The 14,680-nt window shown below is 43.3% G+C and carries 17 protein-coding genes and 1 riboswitch; of the genes, 11 read left to right on the top strand and 6 right to left on the bottom strand.

The features are described from left to right. The first annotated feature begins 4 nt into the window (after window positions 1-4). The 6 genes from ychF to rpsR all read left to right on the top strand — a co-directional run bounded on the left by ychF (window position 5) and on the right by rpsR (window position 4,102). Window positions 5-1,105, top strand: coding sequence for a redox-regulated ATPase YchF (gene ychF / locus ACZ5LF_RS00425; protein WP_380569662.1), 1,101 nt, complete (start codon window positions 5-7; stop codon window positions 1,103-1,105). A 115-nt stretch (window positions 1,106-1,220) separates the two neighbouring features. After that, window positions 1,221-1,520, top strand: coding sequence for a 30S ribosomal protein S6 (gene rpsF / locus ACZ5LF_RS00430; protein ID WP_344701983.1), 300 nt, complete (start codon window positions 1,221-1,223; stop codon window positions 1,518-1,520). A 21-nt stretch (window positions 1,521-1,541) separates the two neighbouring features. After that, entirely contained in the window at window positions 1,542-2,036 is a 495-nt protein-coding gene (ssb, locus tag ACZ5LF_RS00435) for a single-stranded DNA-binding protein (protein WP_380569663.1), read from the top strand. A gap of 202 nt (window positions 2,037-2,238) precedes the next feature. Further along, a complete protein-coding gene (modA, locus tag ACZ5LF_RS00440) occupies window positions 2,239-2,994 on the top strand; it encodes a molybdate ABC transporter substrate-binding protein (protein ID WP_380569664.1) in 756 nt (251 codons plus the stop codon). Continuing rightward, window positions 2,975-3,655, top strand: coding sequence for a molybdate ABC transporter permease subunit (modB, locus tag ACZ5LF_RS00445; RefSeq protein WP_380569665.1), 681 nt, complete (start codon window positions 2,975-2,977; stop codon window positions 3,653-3,655). Before modA ends, modB begins: the two co-directional genes overlap by 20 nt. 204 nt (window positions 3,656-3,859) lie before the next feature. Then, the gene (gene rpsR / locus ACZ5LF_RS00450) at window positions 3,860-4,102 is read left to right on the top strand and encodes a 30S ribosomal protein S18 (RefSeq protein ID WP_344702029.1); all 243 of its coding nucleotides are present in this window, start codon (window positions 3,860-3,862) and stop codon (window positions 4,100-4,102) included. A 232-nt stretch (window positions 4,103-4,334) separates the two neighbouring features. On the opposite strand, the gene ACZ5LF_RS00455 is transcribed toward rpsR, so the two are convergent. From ACZ5LF_RS00455 to ACZ5LF_RS00465, 3 genes are all read right to left on the bottom strand, one after another. Next, complete coding sequence (locus ACZ5LF_RS00455) at window positions 4,335-4,562, bottom strand: hypothetical protein (RefSeq protein ID WP_380569666.1); 228 nt, start codon at window positions 4,560-4,562, stop codon at window positions 4,335-4,337. A gap of 58 nt (window positions 4,563-4,620) precedes the next feature. Further along, on the bottom strand, window positions 4,621-5,361 hold the full coding sequence (locus tag ACZ5LF_RS00460) for an SDR family NAD(P)-dependent oxidoreductase (protein ID WP_380569667.1): 741 nt from the start codon (window positions 5,359-5,361) through the stop codon (window positions 4,621-4,623). Window positions 5,362-5,491: 130 nt separating this feature from the next. Further along, window positions 5,492-6,283, bottom strand: a complete 792-nt coding sequence (locus ACZ5LF_RS00465) for a general stress protein (protein ID WP_380569668.1) — start codon at window positions 6,281-6,283, stop codon at window positions 5,492-5,494. 200 nt (window positions 6,284-6,483) lie between these two features. Here ACZ5LF_RS00465 and ACZ5LF_RS00470 point away from each other — a divergent pair, with 200 nt between their 5' ends. Together ACZ5LF_RS00470 and ACZ5LF_RS00475 are read left to right on the top strand one after the other, a co-directional pair. After that, window positions 6,484-7,335, top strand: a complete 852-nt coding sequence (locus ACZ5LF_RS00470; protein WP_380569669.1) for a helix-turn-helix domain-containing protein — start codon at window positions 6,484-6,486, stop codon at window positions 7,333-7,335. A gap of 200 nt (window positions 7,336-7,535) precedes the next feature. Continuing rightward, window positions 7,536-8,159, top strand: a complete 624-nt coding sequence (locus tag ACZ5LF_RS00475; RefSeq protein ID WP_380709827.1) for a YfbU family protein — start codon at window positions 7,536-7,538, stop codon at window positions 8,157-8,159. Between the two features lie 41 nt (window positions 8,160-8,200). Here ACZ5LF_RS00475 and ACZ5LF_RS00480 read toward each other — a convergent pair whose 3' ends face one another. Then, entirely contained in the window at window positions 8,201-8,602 is a 402-nt protein-coding gene (locus ACZ5LF_RS00480; protein ID WP_380569671.1) for a hypothetical protein, read from the bottom strand. A 146-nt stretch (window positions 8,603-8,748) separates the two neighbouring features. Further along, window positions 8,749-8,849, top strand: a riboswitch (purine riboswitch). 77 nt (window positions 8,850-8,926) lie between these two features. On the opposite strand from ACZ5LF_RS00480, the gene guaB reads away from it, so the two are divergent. Both guaB and guaA read left to right on the top strand, forming a co-directional pair. Next, the gene (guaB, locus tag ACZ5LF_RS00485; RefSeq protein ID WP_380569672.1) at window positions 8,927-10,396 is read left to right on the top strand and encodes an IMP dehydrogenase; all 1,470 of its coding nucleotides are present in this window, start codon (window positions 8,927-8,929) and stop codon (window positions 10,394-10,396) included. Window positions 10,397-10,411: 15 nt separating this feature from the next. Then, window positions 10,412-11,962, top strand: coding sequence for a glutamine-hydrolyzing GMP synthase (gene guaA, locus ACZ5LF_RS00490; RefSeq protein WP_380569673.1), 1,551 nt, complete (start codon window positions 10,412-10,414; stop codon window positions 11,960-11,962). 201 nt (window positions 11,963-12,163) lie between these two features. Here guaA and ACZ5LF_RS00495 read toward each other — a convergent pair whose 3' ends face one another. Then, window positions 12,164-12,664: a flavin reductase family protein gene (locus ACZ5LF_RS00495; RefSeq protein WP_380569674.1), complete on the bottom strand. Its 501-nt coding sequence runs from the start codon at window positions 12,662-12,664 to the stop codon at window positions 12,164-12,166. Window positions 12,665-12,687: 23 nt separating this feature from the next. Beyond that, the gene (locus ACZ5LF_RS00500; RefSeq protein WP_380569675.1) at window positions 12,688-13,065 is read right to left on the bottom strand and encodes a cytochrome-c oxidase; all 378 of its coding nucleotides are present in this window, start codon (window positions 13,063-13,065) and stop codon (window positions 12,688-12,690) included. Window positions 13,066-13,231: 166 nt separating this feature from the next. Here ACZ5LF_RS00500 and treP point away from each other — a divergent pair, with 166 nt between their 5' ends. Continuing rightward, complete coding sequence (gene treP / locus ACZ5LF_RS00505; RefSeq protein WP_380569676.1) at window positions 13,232-14,680, top strand: PTS system trehalose-specific EIIBC component; 1,449 nt, start codon at window positions 13,232-13,234, stop codon at window positions 14,678-14,680.

Genomic DNA, 14,680 nt, shown 5'->3' on the forward strand with positions numbered 1-14,680 from the left:
TCAGATGGCTCTGACAGCAGGTATAGTCGGATTGCCGAATGTCGGCAAATCCACATTATTCAACGCAATAACTAAAGCAGGTGCACTCGCGGCAAACTATCCATTCGCTACAATCGATCCCAATGTCGGCATCGTGGAAGTACCAGATGAAAGATTGAACGTTTTGACGGAAATGGTCGAACCTAAAAAGACTGTTCCGACAGCATTCGAGTTTACGGATATTGCAGGGATAGTAAAAGGGGCTTCAAAAGGCGAAGGCCTCGGCAACAAATTCTTGGCCCATATCCGCGAAGTGGATGCCATCTGTCAGGTGGTGCGGGCATTCGATGACGATAATGTCACCCATGTGTCCGGAAAAGTGGATCCGATCGATGATATTGAAATCATCAATATGGAGCTCATATTTGCAGATCTTGAAAGTATAGAGAAAAGACTGCCAAGACTGGAGAAGATGGCCCGTCAAAAAGACAAGGATGCGATGGCAGAGCGCGATCTTCTGAGCAAGATCAAAGAAGGATTGGAGAATGACCAGCCGGTCCGTGCATTGGATTTTACGGAAGAAGAGGCGCAAATGGTCAAGACGCTCCACCTTCTGACACAAAAGCCGATGCTCTACGTCGCCAATGTCTCCGAAGAGGATCTTGGTGGACTGGAAGAGAATGATAACCTGAAAAAAATCCGTGAATACGCAAGTAGGGAAGGGTCTGAAGTCATCGTCATCTCAGCGAAGGTGGAAGAGGAGATAGCGGTACTTGAGGAAGACGAGAAAGAGATGTTCCTGGAGGAATTGGGCATAGAGGAATCCGGTCTGGATAAGCTCATTAAAGCAACTTATGACCTGCTTGGGCTGGCTACGTATTTCACGGCTGGAGTCGAAGAAGTGCGCGCCTGGACATTCAGGGAGGGAATGTCTGCACCGGAATGTGCAGGCATCATCCACACCGATTTCCAAAAAGGCTTCATCCGTGCGGAGACGGTAAGCTATGATGACCTTGTCGAAAACGGCAATATGGCAAAGGCCAAGGAAGCGGGCAGAGTGCGCCTGGAAGGTAAAGAGTACATCATGAAGGATGGCGACGTCGTCCATTTCAGATTTAACGTTTAAAAAGATTGTAAAATGAGTCGATGACTGGTATAATTTCAGATTGTGAGTAATGAAAATTATTCCTTGCCTATTTCCAAGGAAATAGGCCGCTAAAGACCATAAGGAGGTGTAGAAGATGAAAGCATATGAAATTCTATATGTGATCCGCCCGAACATTGAAGATGATGCGAAACAAGCGCTTGTTGAGCGTTTTGATAACGTTTTGACTTCACAAGGTGCGGAAATCGTCGAATCAAAAGAGTGGGGTAAACGTCGTCTCGAATATGAGATCGAAGATTTCACTGAAGGGCTTTACCACATCATCAAAGTAAATGCAGATGTGGAAGCAACAGATGAATTCGAACGTTTGGCCAAAATCAACAATGATATCATCCGTCATATCATTGTCCGCGACGAACAAGCAGAAAAAAAGTAATAATACAATGGAGTTGATTACATGCTGAACCGTGTTGTACTGGTCGGGCGTCTTACAAAAGACCCTGAACTGAAAGTCAGTCAGAATAATATCTCTGTAGCAACCTTTACTTTAGCAGTCAACCGCCCATTCACAAATGCGAATGGCGAGCGTGGCGCTGATTTCATAAACTGCGTCGTTTTCCGTAAGCAAGCAGAAAACGTCAACCAGTATCTTAAAAAAGGCAGCCTAGCAGGAGTTGACGGCAGGTTGCAGAGCCGTTCCTATGAGAATAAGGAAGGACAGAGAGTATATGTGACTGAAGTAGTGTGTGATAGTGTACAGTTCCTGGAACCTAAAGGGCAAGGCAGTAATCAACAAAATAATAACTCAGCAGACAGCTATCAGAATGCGTATGGAAATCAGTCCACTGGTTCAAGACCTGCTCAACGTTCCCGTCAGGATTCGGTTGAGGAAAATCCATTTGCCAATGCAGATGGCCCGGTCGACATCAGTGATGATGACCTACCATTCTAAAAAGTGCCCGATTCAACGGGTGACTGATTAACGTGTGAGAAGTGTGTGTGTGTATAGAATATAGTGTGGATTCTATACGTGGGGCATTCCGGAAATCCGGGATGCCTTTTTTATTTCACAATATTGCCGAGTAGGGCATTCTATACACAATCATAAATGGTTATAATGGCAAGTAAGGATATGTCAGGATAGGAGATTTTCTATGGGCCGTCGTTTTTTTGTCTTGATCATCATGATTGTAATTCTATCAGCCGCATGTAGTGGGGGGGAGAAGTCTCAAACCACGCTTACTATTTCAGTGGCAGCGAGTCTCAGTGCTCCGATGGAAGAACTGGAAAAACTTTATGGGAACCAACATCCTGACGTTGAAATCTCATTCAACTTCGGTGGGTCAGGGACATTGCAGCAACAGATTTCCAAAGGGGCGCCTGCAGATCTATTCATCTCGGCGGCGTCGGATAAATTTCAGCTGTTAACGGACGAGGGTAAAATCGATGAACAGAACAAGACGGTATTGCTCGGAAACTCTCTGGTATTGGTCGTACCTGCAGAAGGGGAAGAAGTATCGATCAGTTCCCTCGATCAGGTGGGCAGGATCTCCATCGGCACCCCGGATTCCGTGCCAGCCGGCCGTTATGCTGAAGAAGCCTTGAGGAGCATGGATATCCTTAAAGATGTTGAAAATAATATCGTCTATGCAAAAGATGTCAAACAAGTGTTATCTTATGTAGAGACAGGTAATGTGGCAGCTGGCATCGTCTACCGGACCGATGCATTGGTGAGTGATGAGGTGGAAATCGTGCATGAATTCCCTGCTGTTTCTCACACGACGATAGAATATCCCGCTGGTGTCCTGAAAGAGGCCCCAAATTATGAAGCTGCAGTGGAATTTTATGAATTTCTCCAGACGGATGCAGCATTGAAGGTGTTTGAAAGCTATGGATTCACTATTAAATAGCATAACATGGGAGGCATTTTTCGATCCCATCAGACTCTCTATAAGGGTATCGCTGATTGCTTTTATCATAGTAGTCATTTCAGGCACCCTTATGGCAAAGTGGATGACATCACGCACGCTTCCCGGACAATCCATCATTGAAACGCTCATCATGTTGCCGCTCGTGCTACCGCCGACAGTCGTTGGCTTTTTGTTGATTGTCATTTTTGGCAATGATGCGCTGCTCGGATCATGGATAATTTGGCTGTTTGATCAGCCTGTCATCTTTACTTGGTATGCTGCTGTCATCGCCAGTGCAGTAGTGGCGTTTCCACTCATGTACCAATCGGCAAAGGCTGGTTTTGAGAATGTGGATCATGATATAGAAGAAGCGGCTAAGGTGGATGGTGCGGGCCGTTTCCAGACCTTTTTCCATATTTCGGTTCCACTCGCTTCAAAAGCACTTTTTGCAGGCGGCGTACTGAGTTTTGCCAGGGCCTTGGGTGAATTCGGCGCCACCTTGATGTTTGCAGGAAACATCCCAGGGCGTACACAGACAGTGCCGACAGCAATATACATCGCCCTCGATTCAGGGAAGATGACGCTGGCATGGATGTGGGTCATTACAATCGTCATCATCTCTTTCATCATGATGTATTTTGTCAGGGTCAGAAATCGGTGAATCGTCCCGTCCCATAATCGTGTAATTATATTCGTCAAATGATATAATCCACCAATTGACATAAGAAACAATTGTGTGTACAATATAGCATGCACATACACTTACACACGTTCATCAGGAAATAACGAAATTATAGATGTGAATTCATGAATGCGGTAGCCACACACTGCTGCGTCATCCATTCAATCTGTAGAGGAGGAAAAAATCATGGCAGGTCCAAGAAGAGGCGGTCGCCGTCGTAAAAAGGTTTGCTATTTCACAGCTAATGGAATTACACACATTGACTATAAAGAAGTAGATCTCCTTAAAAAGTTCATTTCAGAACGTGGTAAAATTCTTCCAAGACGTGTAACAGGTACTTCTGCGAAGTATCAGCGCCAGCTTACAAAAGCAATCAAACGCGCACGTCATATGGCATTGCTTCCATATGTTAAGGAAGAACAATAATATAAGTTAAGTAAAAACCCCTTGATGCCATTGGCATCAAGGGGTTTTTACATGCTTGAATTTTTTTCAGGTGAAGTGAATAAAGAGTCTTCCGAAACTAATGCTCGATGAACGCAGAGATTATCAATAAGCGCTATTCCTAATCACAATGGCGGTCGTTTATAGTCAAGTTACTGATAAGCAAGAAGCTCAAATAAAATTCTTGTTGGGAAAAGTGTAATTTTAAAATATGCTATCCATTAAGTTGATCATTAACAGATATCATCACAAGGTCGTGTAGATTCTTTCGGAACACTTCTTCGTAATGATCTAGGAACGTATCAGTATTCTTTCTCATAAACTCATAAACATCTGAATCTTGTTCAGATACCAACTGATTAAAATCATCTTTCGTCTCTTTAACAGTCAGTTCTGCTGCTTTAGGGACTAACTCATCAAACTTGATTGTAACATTTTCCATGTCATCACCACCTCCCTTTAAGAAGAGCACCAATTGATATCAAAAGGTTTCCTCTCTTTTAACGTCCGACTGTCCAGCCTCCGTCTACTTTAATTTCAGCTCCCTGCATATAGTCTGATTCGTCTGAAGCCAGAAAAACTGCTGCGGCGGCTATTTCATCCGGCTTGCCGGCTCTGCCTGCAGGAATATCTTTTAGCCTTTCATCTTGGATGCCTTCAGTCATAGGTGTCTCAATGAAACCTGGAGCGATTAAATTGGATTTGATGCCTTTATGGCCGAAATCATAGGCCAATTGTTTGGTGAAGCCGCTGATTGCGTGTTTACTCGTTACATAAGTGTTGCCACCCGCACCAGCGACAAATGTCGATTGCGATCCGATATTGATGATGGAACCTTTGCCCTTTTCTAAAAGTATGGGAATGATTGCTTTTGTGACAAGGTATGGCCCTTTGACGTTTACATCCATCAATTTATCAAAATCCGCTTCATCCGTTTCAATGATGTTATTGTAGGCATCATGGATGCCTGCCCCGTTATACAGTACATCAATAGTGCCGTATTCCTTCACTATTCTATCAACACCATCTTTAACCGAAGCTGTATTTGTTATATCCATTTGTACGAAGATTGCTTCTCCGTTTTCTTTTTCGATATCTGTGACGAGGCTCTGGCCGTGCGCTTCATTGGTTCCGACTATAGCGACCTTGGCACCTTCTTTTGAAAACATTTTAGCAGTAGCTTCTCCAAGCCCTGATGTACCGCCTATGACTACAGCCACTTTGTCGTCTAGTCTTCCCATTCTTTTTTCCTCCTTGATTATTTTAAAATCTGATTATCTCTAAATGAATCTGAAACCCTCTTCGATACCCATCTATCGGTAGTGGGAATGAATACCCCCCCACGGTTTGGCATCGTAGGGGGGGTAATCGTTAAAATCCATTCCTCTTATCATTCTCGTCTGTGCGCCTACGTTCTACAGATTCGTCATGGGAATCTGGTGTCACAGTTTTGTCGACATGTACCTCTTGTGTACCGGTCGCATTTTTATCATTATGCCCTGTGAACGTCTTTTGGGAATTAGGTTCTACAGTTTTATTGACGTGCATTTCCTGTGTCCCAGTCTGGTCCCCGTCTTTTTCGTCAGTATCCGGATTTGACGATGATTCCTCTTCAAGTGAACCTTCCATATGATGGGTGTCGACTAAATCTTGATTACGAGGTGTTTCAGTCATCTCTTCATCTAGGATACGAGTTTTATCTTTCTCATTCTCATTGTCGTCCAACTTGTTTGTGGCATAGACAGCGCCTGGAGTCGAATCAGGTATGTTCGGCGTGTGCCCTTTATCGACACGGTTTTCATCCGTTTCGAGAAGTGGGTCTGTTGGAGCATCAATCGTGGCTCCTTTTTCTTCGTCGCTAACGTAAAGCAGGATTTTTCCACTATCCAGTGCTTCTTTATATTCCTTTTCTTCTTCAGTGCTGAGATTCAATTCAGTCATTACGTGATCTTCAGGACTTTCGGATGAGAACCAGGCGACGATTTTATCCCAAGTGGTCCCGTCGGCATTCTTGTAATTGACATCGTTGTAATTTACAGAAGCCCCTTCGATATTCTGGCTGGAAATCACCGTCATCTGCTTCTCTTTGATACCTTCTTCCTTCAACCCTTCGATTCTACCTGTCAATTCCTGTTCGTTCAAAAATGTTTCAATCTTACGCATCGTCCATCCCTCCATCTTATTGGGTTCAATCATCATCTAATTATACTGGAATATAAATTGACTGAAATATATCCTGCTATTTAGTAGGTTTTTCATACAATATTCATATACCCTGCACAATAGGGCATAAACTCACCTTCGTAATTTGATGGACGCATAACCTCATGCTGTGGAATAATATCAAAAAGGGGTGACATTCATTGGAAAGTATCGGAAGTAGAATCAGGATGAGAAGAAAGATGATCGGATTGTCCCAAACTGCCTTAGGCAGAGGGATTGTCTCCCAGTCAGTAATCTCAAGGTTGGAAAATGATCAATTTGATATATCGTTGGATAAATTGATGCGTATAATGGAGCGATTGAATCTAAGCCTCCATGATGTGTTCTGTAATGGGGAGAAGACACCTGCAAAAATGATACAAGAAGCTTTGGATACAGAAAGAAGGAGACAGGATTTCACCAAAATTAAAAGTATATTGGAGAAGCACAATCAAAAAACCTGGAGTCAGACACCTGATCTCGAAGGATATAGGCATTGGCATGAAGGTTTGGTGGAGTATTCTAAAGGACATCTAGAAGTGGCACAGGAGAAGATTTCCCGGGCAATAGAAAAGAACAGGACAAATGAATGGATGTATGAAGCGGTGGCGGAAATGTATCTGGCTAAGGGGAACATCCACCATCTGATGGGGAAAGAAGGTATTGATTTCTATAAGGAAGCTGAGTACTACTATCAGAAGTCAGGGCGGAAATCCTATAGGTTAATCGTGAAGATACTCTATAATTTGAGCACTGCGTATTATAGGCAGGGGGAGTACGGCAAGGTTCTGAAATACTCGGATAAAAGTATAGAAATTCTGAACAGATATGAATCCACTCATCTCATGTGTGAGACGCTCTATAACCGGTCGATGGCCGAATTTCAATTGGGTAATAAAACAGAGGCTTTAAAAATCATTGATGAAAGTAAACATATATTCAGAATGGGAAGGAAGTTGGAAATGGCGCAAAGATTGAATAATTATTCTGAAGAGAATATTTTAGGTAACTAGCTATCTTATTCATAAAGCGCGACTTAAAATATGGATAGGATGCTTAAAGCATCTAAATACAAGGGGGAATTAACATGAAGGATGTCCATCAGAAAAATTCTGTTGTGTCATGTGTTCTGGATAATCTAAAAAAGAAGTGTGTGCAAGAATCGAGAAGGGACCGGGCGAATGGGTACAGATGTCTGGATTGTATCTTCTAGATGAACGGATTGAATAATAAGAGCATTCGATTATTGATTTTTAATCAGTTCAAACTGTTTAGTATACTTGAGCCTTCCAATAAGGAATCCTATAAATATTATATGGATATTCTTACAGAAGGGATCATAAAACACTATCCTGATATTCTGGAGTGCATCTGCAGTGAAGGGGATGAAGTGCAATCAGAAATTTCGGATGAAGTCGATCTCCTGATTGAAATGTTCAATAAGATTGAAAGTGCAGTCAACTTCATGGAAAAAAGCCAAAAAAGAATCATAACCGATAAATATCATGTGCATTTCAATGGCTTTGATCCTGACAATAACAAGGAAATTCAGCATTATACATACTTTAACTTTCTGAAGCGGTACGGGGAGGTGTGTGGGGAAGAAAGGAGTGATGCCTTCAATCTTTCACTGCATCACTATAGGTGGATGATTAAAAAGTATGAACCATATATGCATTCCAACACTCTTTCTGTGAAACAGATAAAACGCATATGTCTGAAGAAAGGGGATGAGTCACAAGTTTTGAGACCCGTCTACCGCGATTTTTCAGAAGCAGCTGTAGGCCATGGTATGCATGTCATAAAAGAACCTGAATTATACCTGCACGATAATTAAAATATAAAAAGTACGATTCGGTCCATAACCGAATCGTATTTTTATTCTAAGTCTCTGGTACTGTCCTTGAAATCAGCCTCTGCACTCTCTGCACTCTCTGTCCTTTCGTCTTCTTCTTCTCTCTCTTTCTTTTCAAGATCAGAATAGATGAGCAGATAGTTGCCTTGGCTTATTTTGAAAAGGTACCTCTCAATTTCGTCCTCGTCCAATTCAAAATCATGGAGATAGCGTTCGGCAGGTTCATTTCTGGATAATATCTCCTTAAGCCCTCTCTCATCGGGCACATGCATATGAAAGTGGACTTCCATATATTCGAGTGCATCGAACTCAAGATCATCCCTTCCGAGGAGATGTATATCGTCTTCATAGTAGTCTTCGGCTTTCAACTGTGTAATCCGGTCTAATACCGACTCTTGACTATCGTAGAGTTCAAAAAAATTCACAACGGCCACCTCATATCTTCTATTAGCTTTTTATGATGTTTTCCCTTTGTAGCGAACTGGTAAACTTAAATGATTATTATTTAAATTTTCGGTATTTTCCGCATATCAGCAAATGCATTGTTTATGTTGCTGCTTTTTGCTATCATAAATAATTAAATATTTTATTTCATATAATCATAATGATATGGATTATGAGTTTCTATGCTTTACCTTAAATGAAGCTACTATGGAATATCAAGTGAATGTCCGAATGGGGCTGTTTTTTCATTGTTCCTATCATATGTGTTTTATTGAGGTGCACTAATTCAAATAGGAGGCAATAAAATGTGGGAAAGTAAGTTCGAAAAAGAAGGTTTGACATTCGATGATGTGCTGCTTATGCCGGCACATTCAGAAGTACTGCCTAAAGGAGTGGACTTGTCAGTCCAACTCTCGGAGAAGATCAAGCTCAACATTCCAGTATTGAGCGCAGGCATGGATACCGTCACAGAATCTGCAATGGCTATTGCCTTGGCCCGCCAAGGCGGCCTCGGTGTCATCCACAAAAACATGTCGATCGAACGCCAACGCGACGAAGTCCAAAAGGTGAAACGCTCAGAAAATGGTGTCATCACCGATCCATTCTTCCTGACTAAGGAGGAACAAGTCTTTGCGGCAGAACATCTGATGGGAAAATACAGAATTTCTGGTGTGCCTATAGTAAATGATCCCGATGAAAAGAAACTGATCGGCATCATCACCAACCGTGACCTTAGATTCATAGAGGACTACTCCAAGCCGATAGATGACGTCATGACGAAGCACAATCTTGTCACTGCCGGTGTTGGCACAACGTTGAAGGAAGCAGCCCAGATCCTTCAAGACTACAGGATTGAAAAACTGCCCCTAGTTGATGAAGATAACACATTGAAAGGCCTCATCACGATAAAAGATATCGAAAAGGTTATAGAATTCCCCCAAGGTGCAAAAGATGACCAGGGGCGCCTATTGGTGGCTGCAGCCATCGGTATCGCAAGGGAAACCGACAAGCGCGCTGAAGAGTTGATTTCAGCAGGTGTCGACGCGCTCGTCATCGATACGGCCCATGGCCATTCAGAAGGTGTGTTGAATTCAATTGCAGATATACGCAAAAAGTTCCCAGACATCACTCTTATTGCAGGTAATGTGGCGACTGCCGAAGGTACGAAAGCACTGATCAATGCAGGAGTGGATGTAGTCAAAGTAGGCATCGGTCCAGGTTCAATCTGTACAACGCGTGTCGTTTCAGGTGTCGGGGTCCCTCAAATCACAGCCATCTATGATGCTGCGACGGAAGCGCGTAAACACGGTAAAGCCATAATCGCAGATGGCGGCATCAAACTGTCCGGTGATATCGTCAAAGCACTCGCTGCAGGCGGCCACGCTGTAATGCTCGGAAGTCTTCTGGCAGGCACAAGCGAATCCCCAGGTGATACTGAAATATTCCAGGGCAGAAGATATAAGACTTATCGCGGTATGGGTTCTCTCGGCGCGATGGAGCAGGGCTCAAAAGACCGTTACTTCCAGGAGGATTCTGAAGCTAAGAAATTCGTTCCAGAAGGTATAGAAGGCCGTACAGAGTACAAAGGCCCACTTAGTGATACAATCTATCAGCTGATGGGTGGCCTCAGGTCCGGCATGGGTTATACTGGATCTGCAAACCTTCAGGAATTGAGGGAAGAATCCCAATTCATTAAAATCACAGGTGCCGGGATGGTCGAAAGTCATCCACATGATGTGCAGATTACTAAAGAATCCCCAAACTATTCTAGATAGGAGCACTGTTTAAAGATGGAAATGGCTAAAGAACAAGAACTGATCCTGGTAATCGATTACGGAAGCCAATACAACCAGCTCATTACACGACGCATCAGGGATCTTGGCGTCTATAGTGAGCTCCATAACCCGAGCATCACACTCGAAGAGATAAAAGAGTTGAACCCACGCGGCATCGTCCTCTCCGGTGGACCACGGTCCGTCTATGCGGATAATGGCTGGACCGTCGATCCCGGGGTATTCGATTTGGATATACCTGTGCTTGGCATCTGTTATGGCATGCAGCTCATCACACACCTTAATGGTGGAGAAGTCGTAGCCTCTGACGAAAGAGAGTTTGGTGCGACCAATATCACTTTAGACTCTGAAGTGGCATCTCCATTATTCAAAGGACTCAATGAAGTTGAGACTGTCCTTATGAGCCACAGTGATAAAGTTACCCGCATCCCTGAAGACTATACAAAGATAGCTGAAACATCGAATTGCCAGTACGCTGGTATTCAGCATAGAGATAAGGATATCTACGGAGTGCAGTTCCATCCCGAGTCCAAACACACGGAGAACGGAGATACATTCATCAAAAACTTCATCCGGGATATCTGTAAATGTCATGGTGAGTGGACGATGGATAATTTCATCGATATCGAAATTGAAAAGATTCGTGAAACAGTCGGCAATCGGAAAGTGCTTTGTGCCATGAGTGGCGGAGTCGATTCCTCCGTTACAGCAGTATTGATGCACAGGGCAATCGGCGATAACCTCACGTGCATCTTCGTCGATCATGGACTCCTTAGAAAAGGTGAAGCGGAAATGGTTATGGAACACTTTGGTGAAGGTTTCAATATGAACATCATCAAAGTGGATGCGAAAGACCGGTTCATGAACAAACTTAAAGGCGTCAGCGATCCAGAACAAAAGCGCAAGATCATCGGCAACGAGTTCATCTATGTATTTGATGATGAAGCATCCAAACTTAAAGATGTGGACTTCTTGGCGCAAGGCACACTGTATACGGATATCATCGAATCCGGTACGGAAACTGCCACGACCATCAAATCCCATCATAATGTAGGTGGCTTGCCTGAAGATATGCAGTTCAAGCTGCTCGAGCCACTCAACACATTATTCAAAGACGAAGTGCGCGAGCTCGGCATCGAGCTTGGGATTCCTGAACACCTTGTATGGAGACAGCCGTTCCCAGGTCCTGGCCTCGGCATCAGAGTCCTAGGTGAAATCACCGAAGAGAAGCTTGAAATCGTCCGTGAAAGCGATTGGATTCTTCGCGATGAAATCGCCAAGGCAGGACTCGATCGGGAAATATGGCAGTACTTCACTGTACTTCCAGACATCCGTTCAGTTGGTGTTATGGGTGATTACAGAACATACAACCATACCATCGGCATCCGGGCCGTTACAAGCATCGACGGTATGACAAGTGAATTCGCGAAGATCGATTGGGATGTGCTCGAACGCATATCCAAACGCCTCGTCAATGAGAGCGAGCAGATCAACCGGGTCGTATATGACATTACAAGTAAACCACCTGCCACGATCGAGTGGGAGTAGAGGAGTAAGGAATCAAGAGCGACTTTGCTTGATTTAGAGGGATTTGGTTTGTTTAGGCGAAAGTTTAAGCAAATAGTTCCCTGCCATTTACCCTTGCGAAGTGAATTTTTGACCAATATAAGGGAATTAAAAGACAAGAAAAAGGAGCTAAATCCCATGGGATTTAGCTCCTTTTTAGTTAATATGATTTATTTTAAAAAATTATTCTTCATGAAAGCTTTGTGGAAAACCAGTGAGTTTTCTTTTGTGATATAAAAGAGGTGCTTTATCTTGAACATCAATATTAAAAACTTCACCGATTAAAACGACATGATCTCCAGCCTCCACCTTTTTAAAAACTTTACATTGCAATGAAGCCATCACATCAGAAATAATCGGCAAATCTTGTTCAGATAAACGCCACTCACACTTGCTGAATCTGTCTTCTTCACTTCCAGCAAATGTAGAAGCTATGTCTGTTTGGTTGCTTGCTAAAATATTGACTGCAAATTGATCAGTTTCCATAAACTTATCAAAAGTTGAAACAGCGTTGTCGATTGACCATAAAACAAGGAGCGGGTCTAATGAGACGGAGGCGAATGAATTCACTGTCAATCCGATGGGTTCATCATTTTCATCAACAGTCGTTACAACGTTGACACCAGTTGGATAATTAGACATTGCTTCTTTAAATGAATTTACTTTTTCAGTATAATTTTGCATGTTATTATCTCCTGAACTAAAAATTAAATTGCAGTTTGATGCAAGTTTTTCCACAAGTTAATTGCAAAAATAATCGTAGCAATAACGATTAAGATACCACCAACACTCATTGCTGGAATTCCTAAAGCATTGTTGCCAAGACCAAAAGCAATTAAGCCAATTAACATGATAGGTAATCCAATATTGTGAAGCCAAAAATGAGTTTTAGCCAAAATGTTTTCTGTGAGATTAGGGAAAGCTTGATAAATTAAGCCAAATAACGTCATTGAAACCCAACCTAATAAATTGACATGTGCGTGAGTAGAGACGAATTGATACAAACCTGCCATCCCCATAACCATGCCTAATACGACACCAATTACAAAGTATAAACTTGAAATTTTAATAAGTTTTATTCCCAATTTTAAGCACTCCTTAAGTTATAATTACATTTTAGACACGGTAGCTGAAATTTTATTTAACACTTCTATGCATTTTTTTATACCACCATCTTATGAAAGCCTTTACACAACATGTCTATACATGATATAATTACACCGAAATATAATAAAGGGGAGAGTGAACAGGATGGCAGTGAACAGAGATGATGTTAAAGCGATAATCGAAGCGATCGGCGGCAAGGAAAACGTTAATGCTGCTACGCATTGTGTGACACGCTTGCGGCTTGCATTGGAAGATGAATCGAAAGTGGATAAAGAAAAACTCGACTCCATAGATTTGGTTAAAGGGTCATTTGCGGCCAATAACCAGTTTCAGGTAGTTATTGGCCAGGGCACAGTGAACGAGGCCTTCAAGATCTTTGAAGAGGAGACTGGCAGAGGCGGCGGCTCTAAAGATGAAGTGAAGGCTGCAGCTGCCCAGAAGATGAACCCACTTCAGCGTTTCATCAAAGTGCTTGGCGATATCTTCATCCCGATTCTGCCGGCCATCGTAACGGCGGGTCTGCTTCTTGGTGTCAACAACCTACTTACAGTAGAAGGTTTGTTTTGGGAAAATGAATCCGTCATAAGTCAATTCCCAGGCATCGAAGGTATCGCAAGCATGATCAACTTCATTGCAGTCGCGCCATTCATCTTTCTGCCTGTGCTGATCGGCTGGTCGGCCATGAAGGTGTTTGGGGGCAATCCTCTGCTCGGGATTGCTTTAGGTGTCGCACTGTGTCACCCGGATCTTGCCAGTCAGTACGGTCTATTTGATGCGGAGGCAGGGGAGCTTGCTGAAATTCCCACATGGAACTTCTTTGGACTTCAGATTGAACAGTTAAACTATCAGGGGCAGGTCCTCCCAGTGCTGGTCGCAGCATGGCTGCTTGCCAAAGTGGAGAATTTCCTCGATAAACGTATCCATGATATGTTCAAGTTGCTTCTGGTTGCACCGATTGCGCTGCTTGTTGTCGGCATTCTTACATTCACACTAATCGGACCGGTCACGTTATTCCTGAGCGGCATCATCTCAGACAGCATCGTATGGTTGTTTGAATCTGCAGGAATATTGGGCGGAGCAGTATATGGATTGTTCTATGCTCCACTTGTCATTACAGGACTTCACCATATGTTCCTTGCGATGGACCTTCAGCTCATCGGAACTACTGGAGCGACCTATCTATGGCCAATTCTCGCAATCTCCAATATCGCCCAAGGTTCTGCAGCATTCGGCGCATGGGTCATCTATCGTCAACAGAAGAAGAAAAAAGAAGAAGGTCTGGCCATGACTTCTGGCATCTCAGGCTGGCTTGGGGTTACTGAACCCGCAATGTTCGGTGTGAACCTCCCCCTTAAATATCCATTCCTTGCAGCAATCCTGACAACTTCAGTGGTCGGCGGAATATTCGGCATGAATGGTCTGACGGCGGCGAGTGTCGGAGTCGGCGGGGTGCCAGGCGTCATCTCAATTACTGAAGGTTTCTGGCTCCTGTTTACAATCGGCATGCTGATTGCGATTGTCGTACCATTCCTGCTTACCCTACTCTTTTCAAGATTCGCCAAAGAGAAGACCAAGGATATGGTGGATGAATAA

It is taken from the genome of Salinicoccus siamensis, assembly GCF_055391965.1.

Coding starts and splice junctions, on each gene's coding strand:
- ychF (WP_380569662.1), top strand. CDS start 5: ATGGCTCTGACAGCAGGTATAGTCGGATTGCCGAATGTCGGCAAATCC.
- rpsF (WP_344701983.1), top strand. CDS start 1,221: ATGAAAGCATATGAAATTCTATATGTGATCCGCCCGAACATTGAAGAT.
- ssb (WP_380569663.1), top strand. CDS start 1,542: ATGCTGAACCGTGTTGTACTGGTCGGGCGTCTTACAAAAGACCCTGAA.
- modA (WP_380569664.1), top strand. CDS start 2,239: ATGGGCCGTCGTTTTTTTGTCTTGATCATCATGATTGTAATTCTATCA.
- modB (WP_380569665.1), top strand. CDS start 2,975: ATGGATTCACTATTAAATAGCATAACATGGGAGGCATTTTTCGATCCC.
- ACZ5LF_RS00455 (WP_380569666.1), bottom strand. CDS start 4,562: ATGGAAAATGTTACAATCAAGTTTGATGAGTTAGTCCCTAAAGCAGCA.
- ACZ5LF_RS00460 (WP_380569667.1), bottom strand. CDS start 5,361: ATGGGAAGACTAGACGACAAAGTGGCTGTAGTCATAGGCGGTACATCA.
- ACZ5LF_RS00465 (WP_380569668.1), bottom strand. CDS start 6,283: ATGCGTAAGATTGAAACATTTTTGAACGAACAGGAATTGACAGGTAGA.
- ACZ5LF_RS00475 (WP_380709827.1), top strand. CDS start 7,536: ATGAACGGATTGAATAATAAGAGCATTCGATTATTGATTTTTAATCAG.
- guaB (WP_380569672.1), top strand. CDS start 8,927: ATGTGGGAAAGTAAGTTCGAAAAAGAAGGTTTGACATTCGATGATGTG.
- guaA (WP_380569673.1), top strand. CDS start 10,412: ATGGAAATGGCTAAAGAACAAGAACTGATCCTGGTAATCGATTACGGA.
- ACZ5LF_RS00495 (WP_380569674.1), bottom strand. CDS start 12,664: ATGCAAAATTATACTGAAAAAGTAAATTCATTTAAAGAAGCAATGTCT.
- treP (WP_380569676.1), top strand. CDS start 13,232: ATGGCAGTGAACAGAGATGATGTTAAAGCGATAATCGAAGCGATCGGC.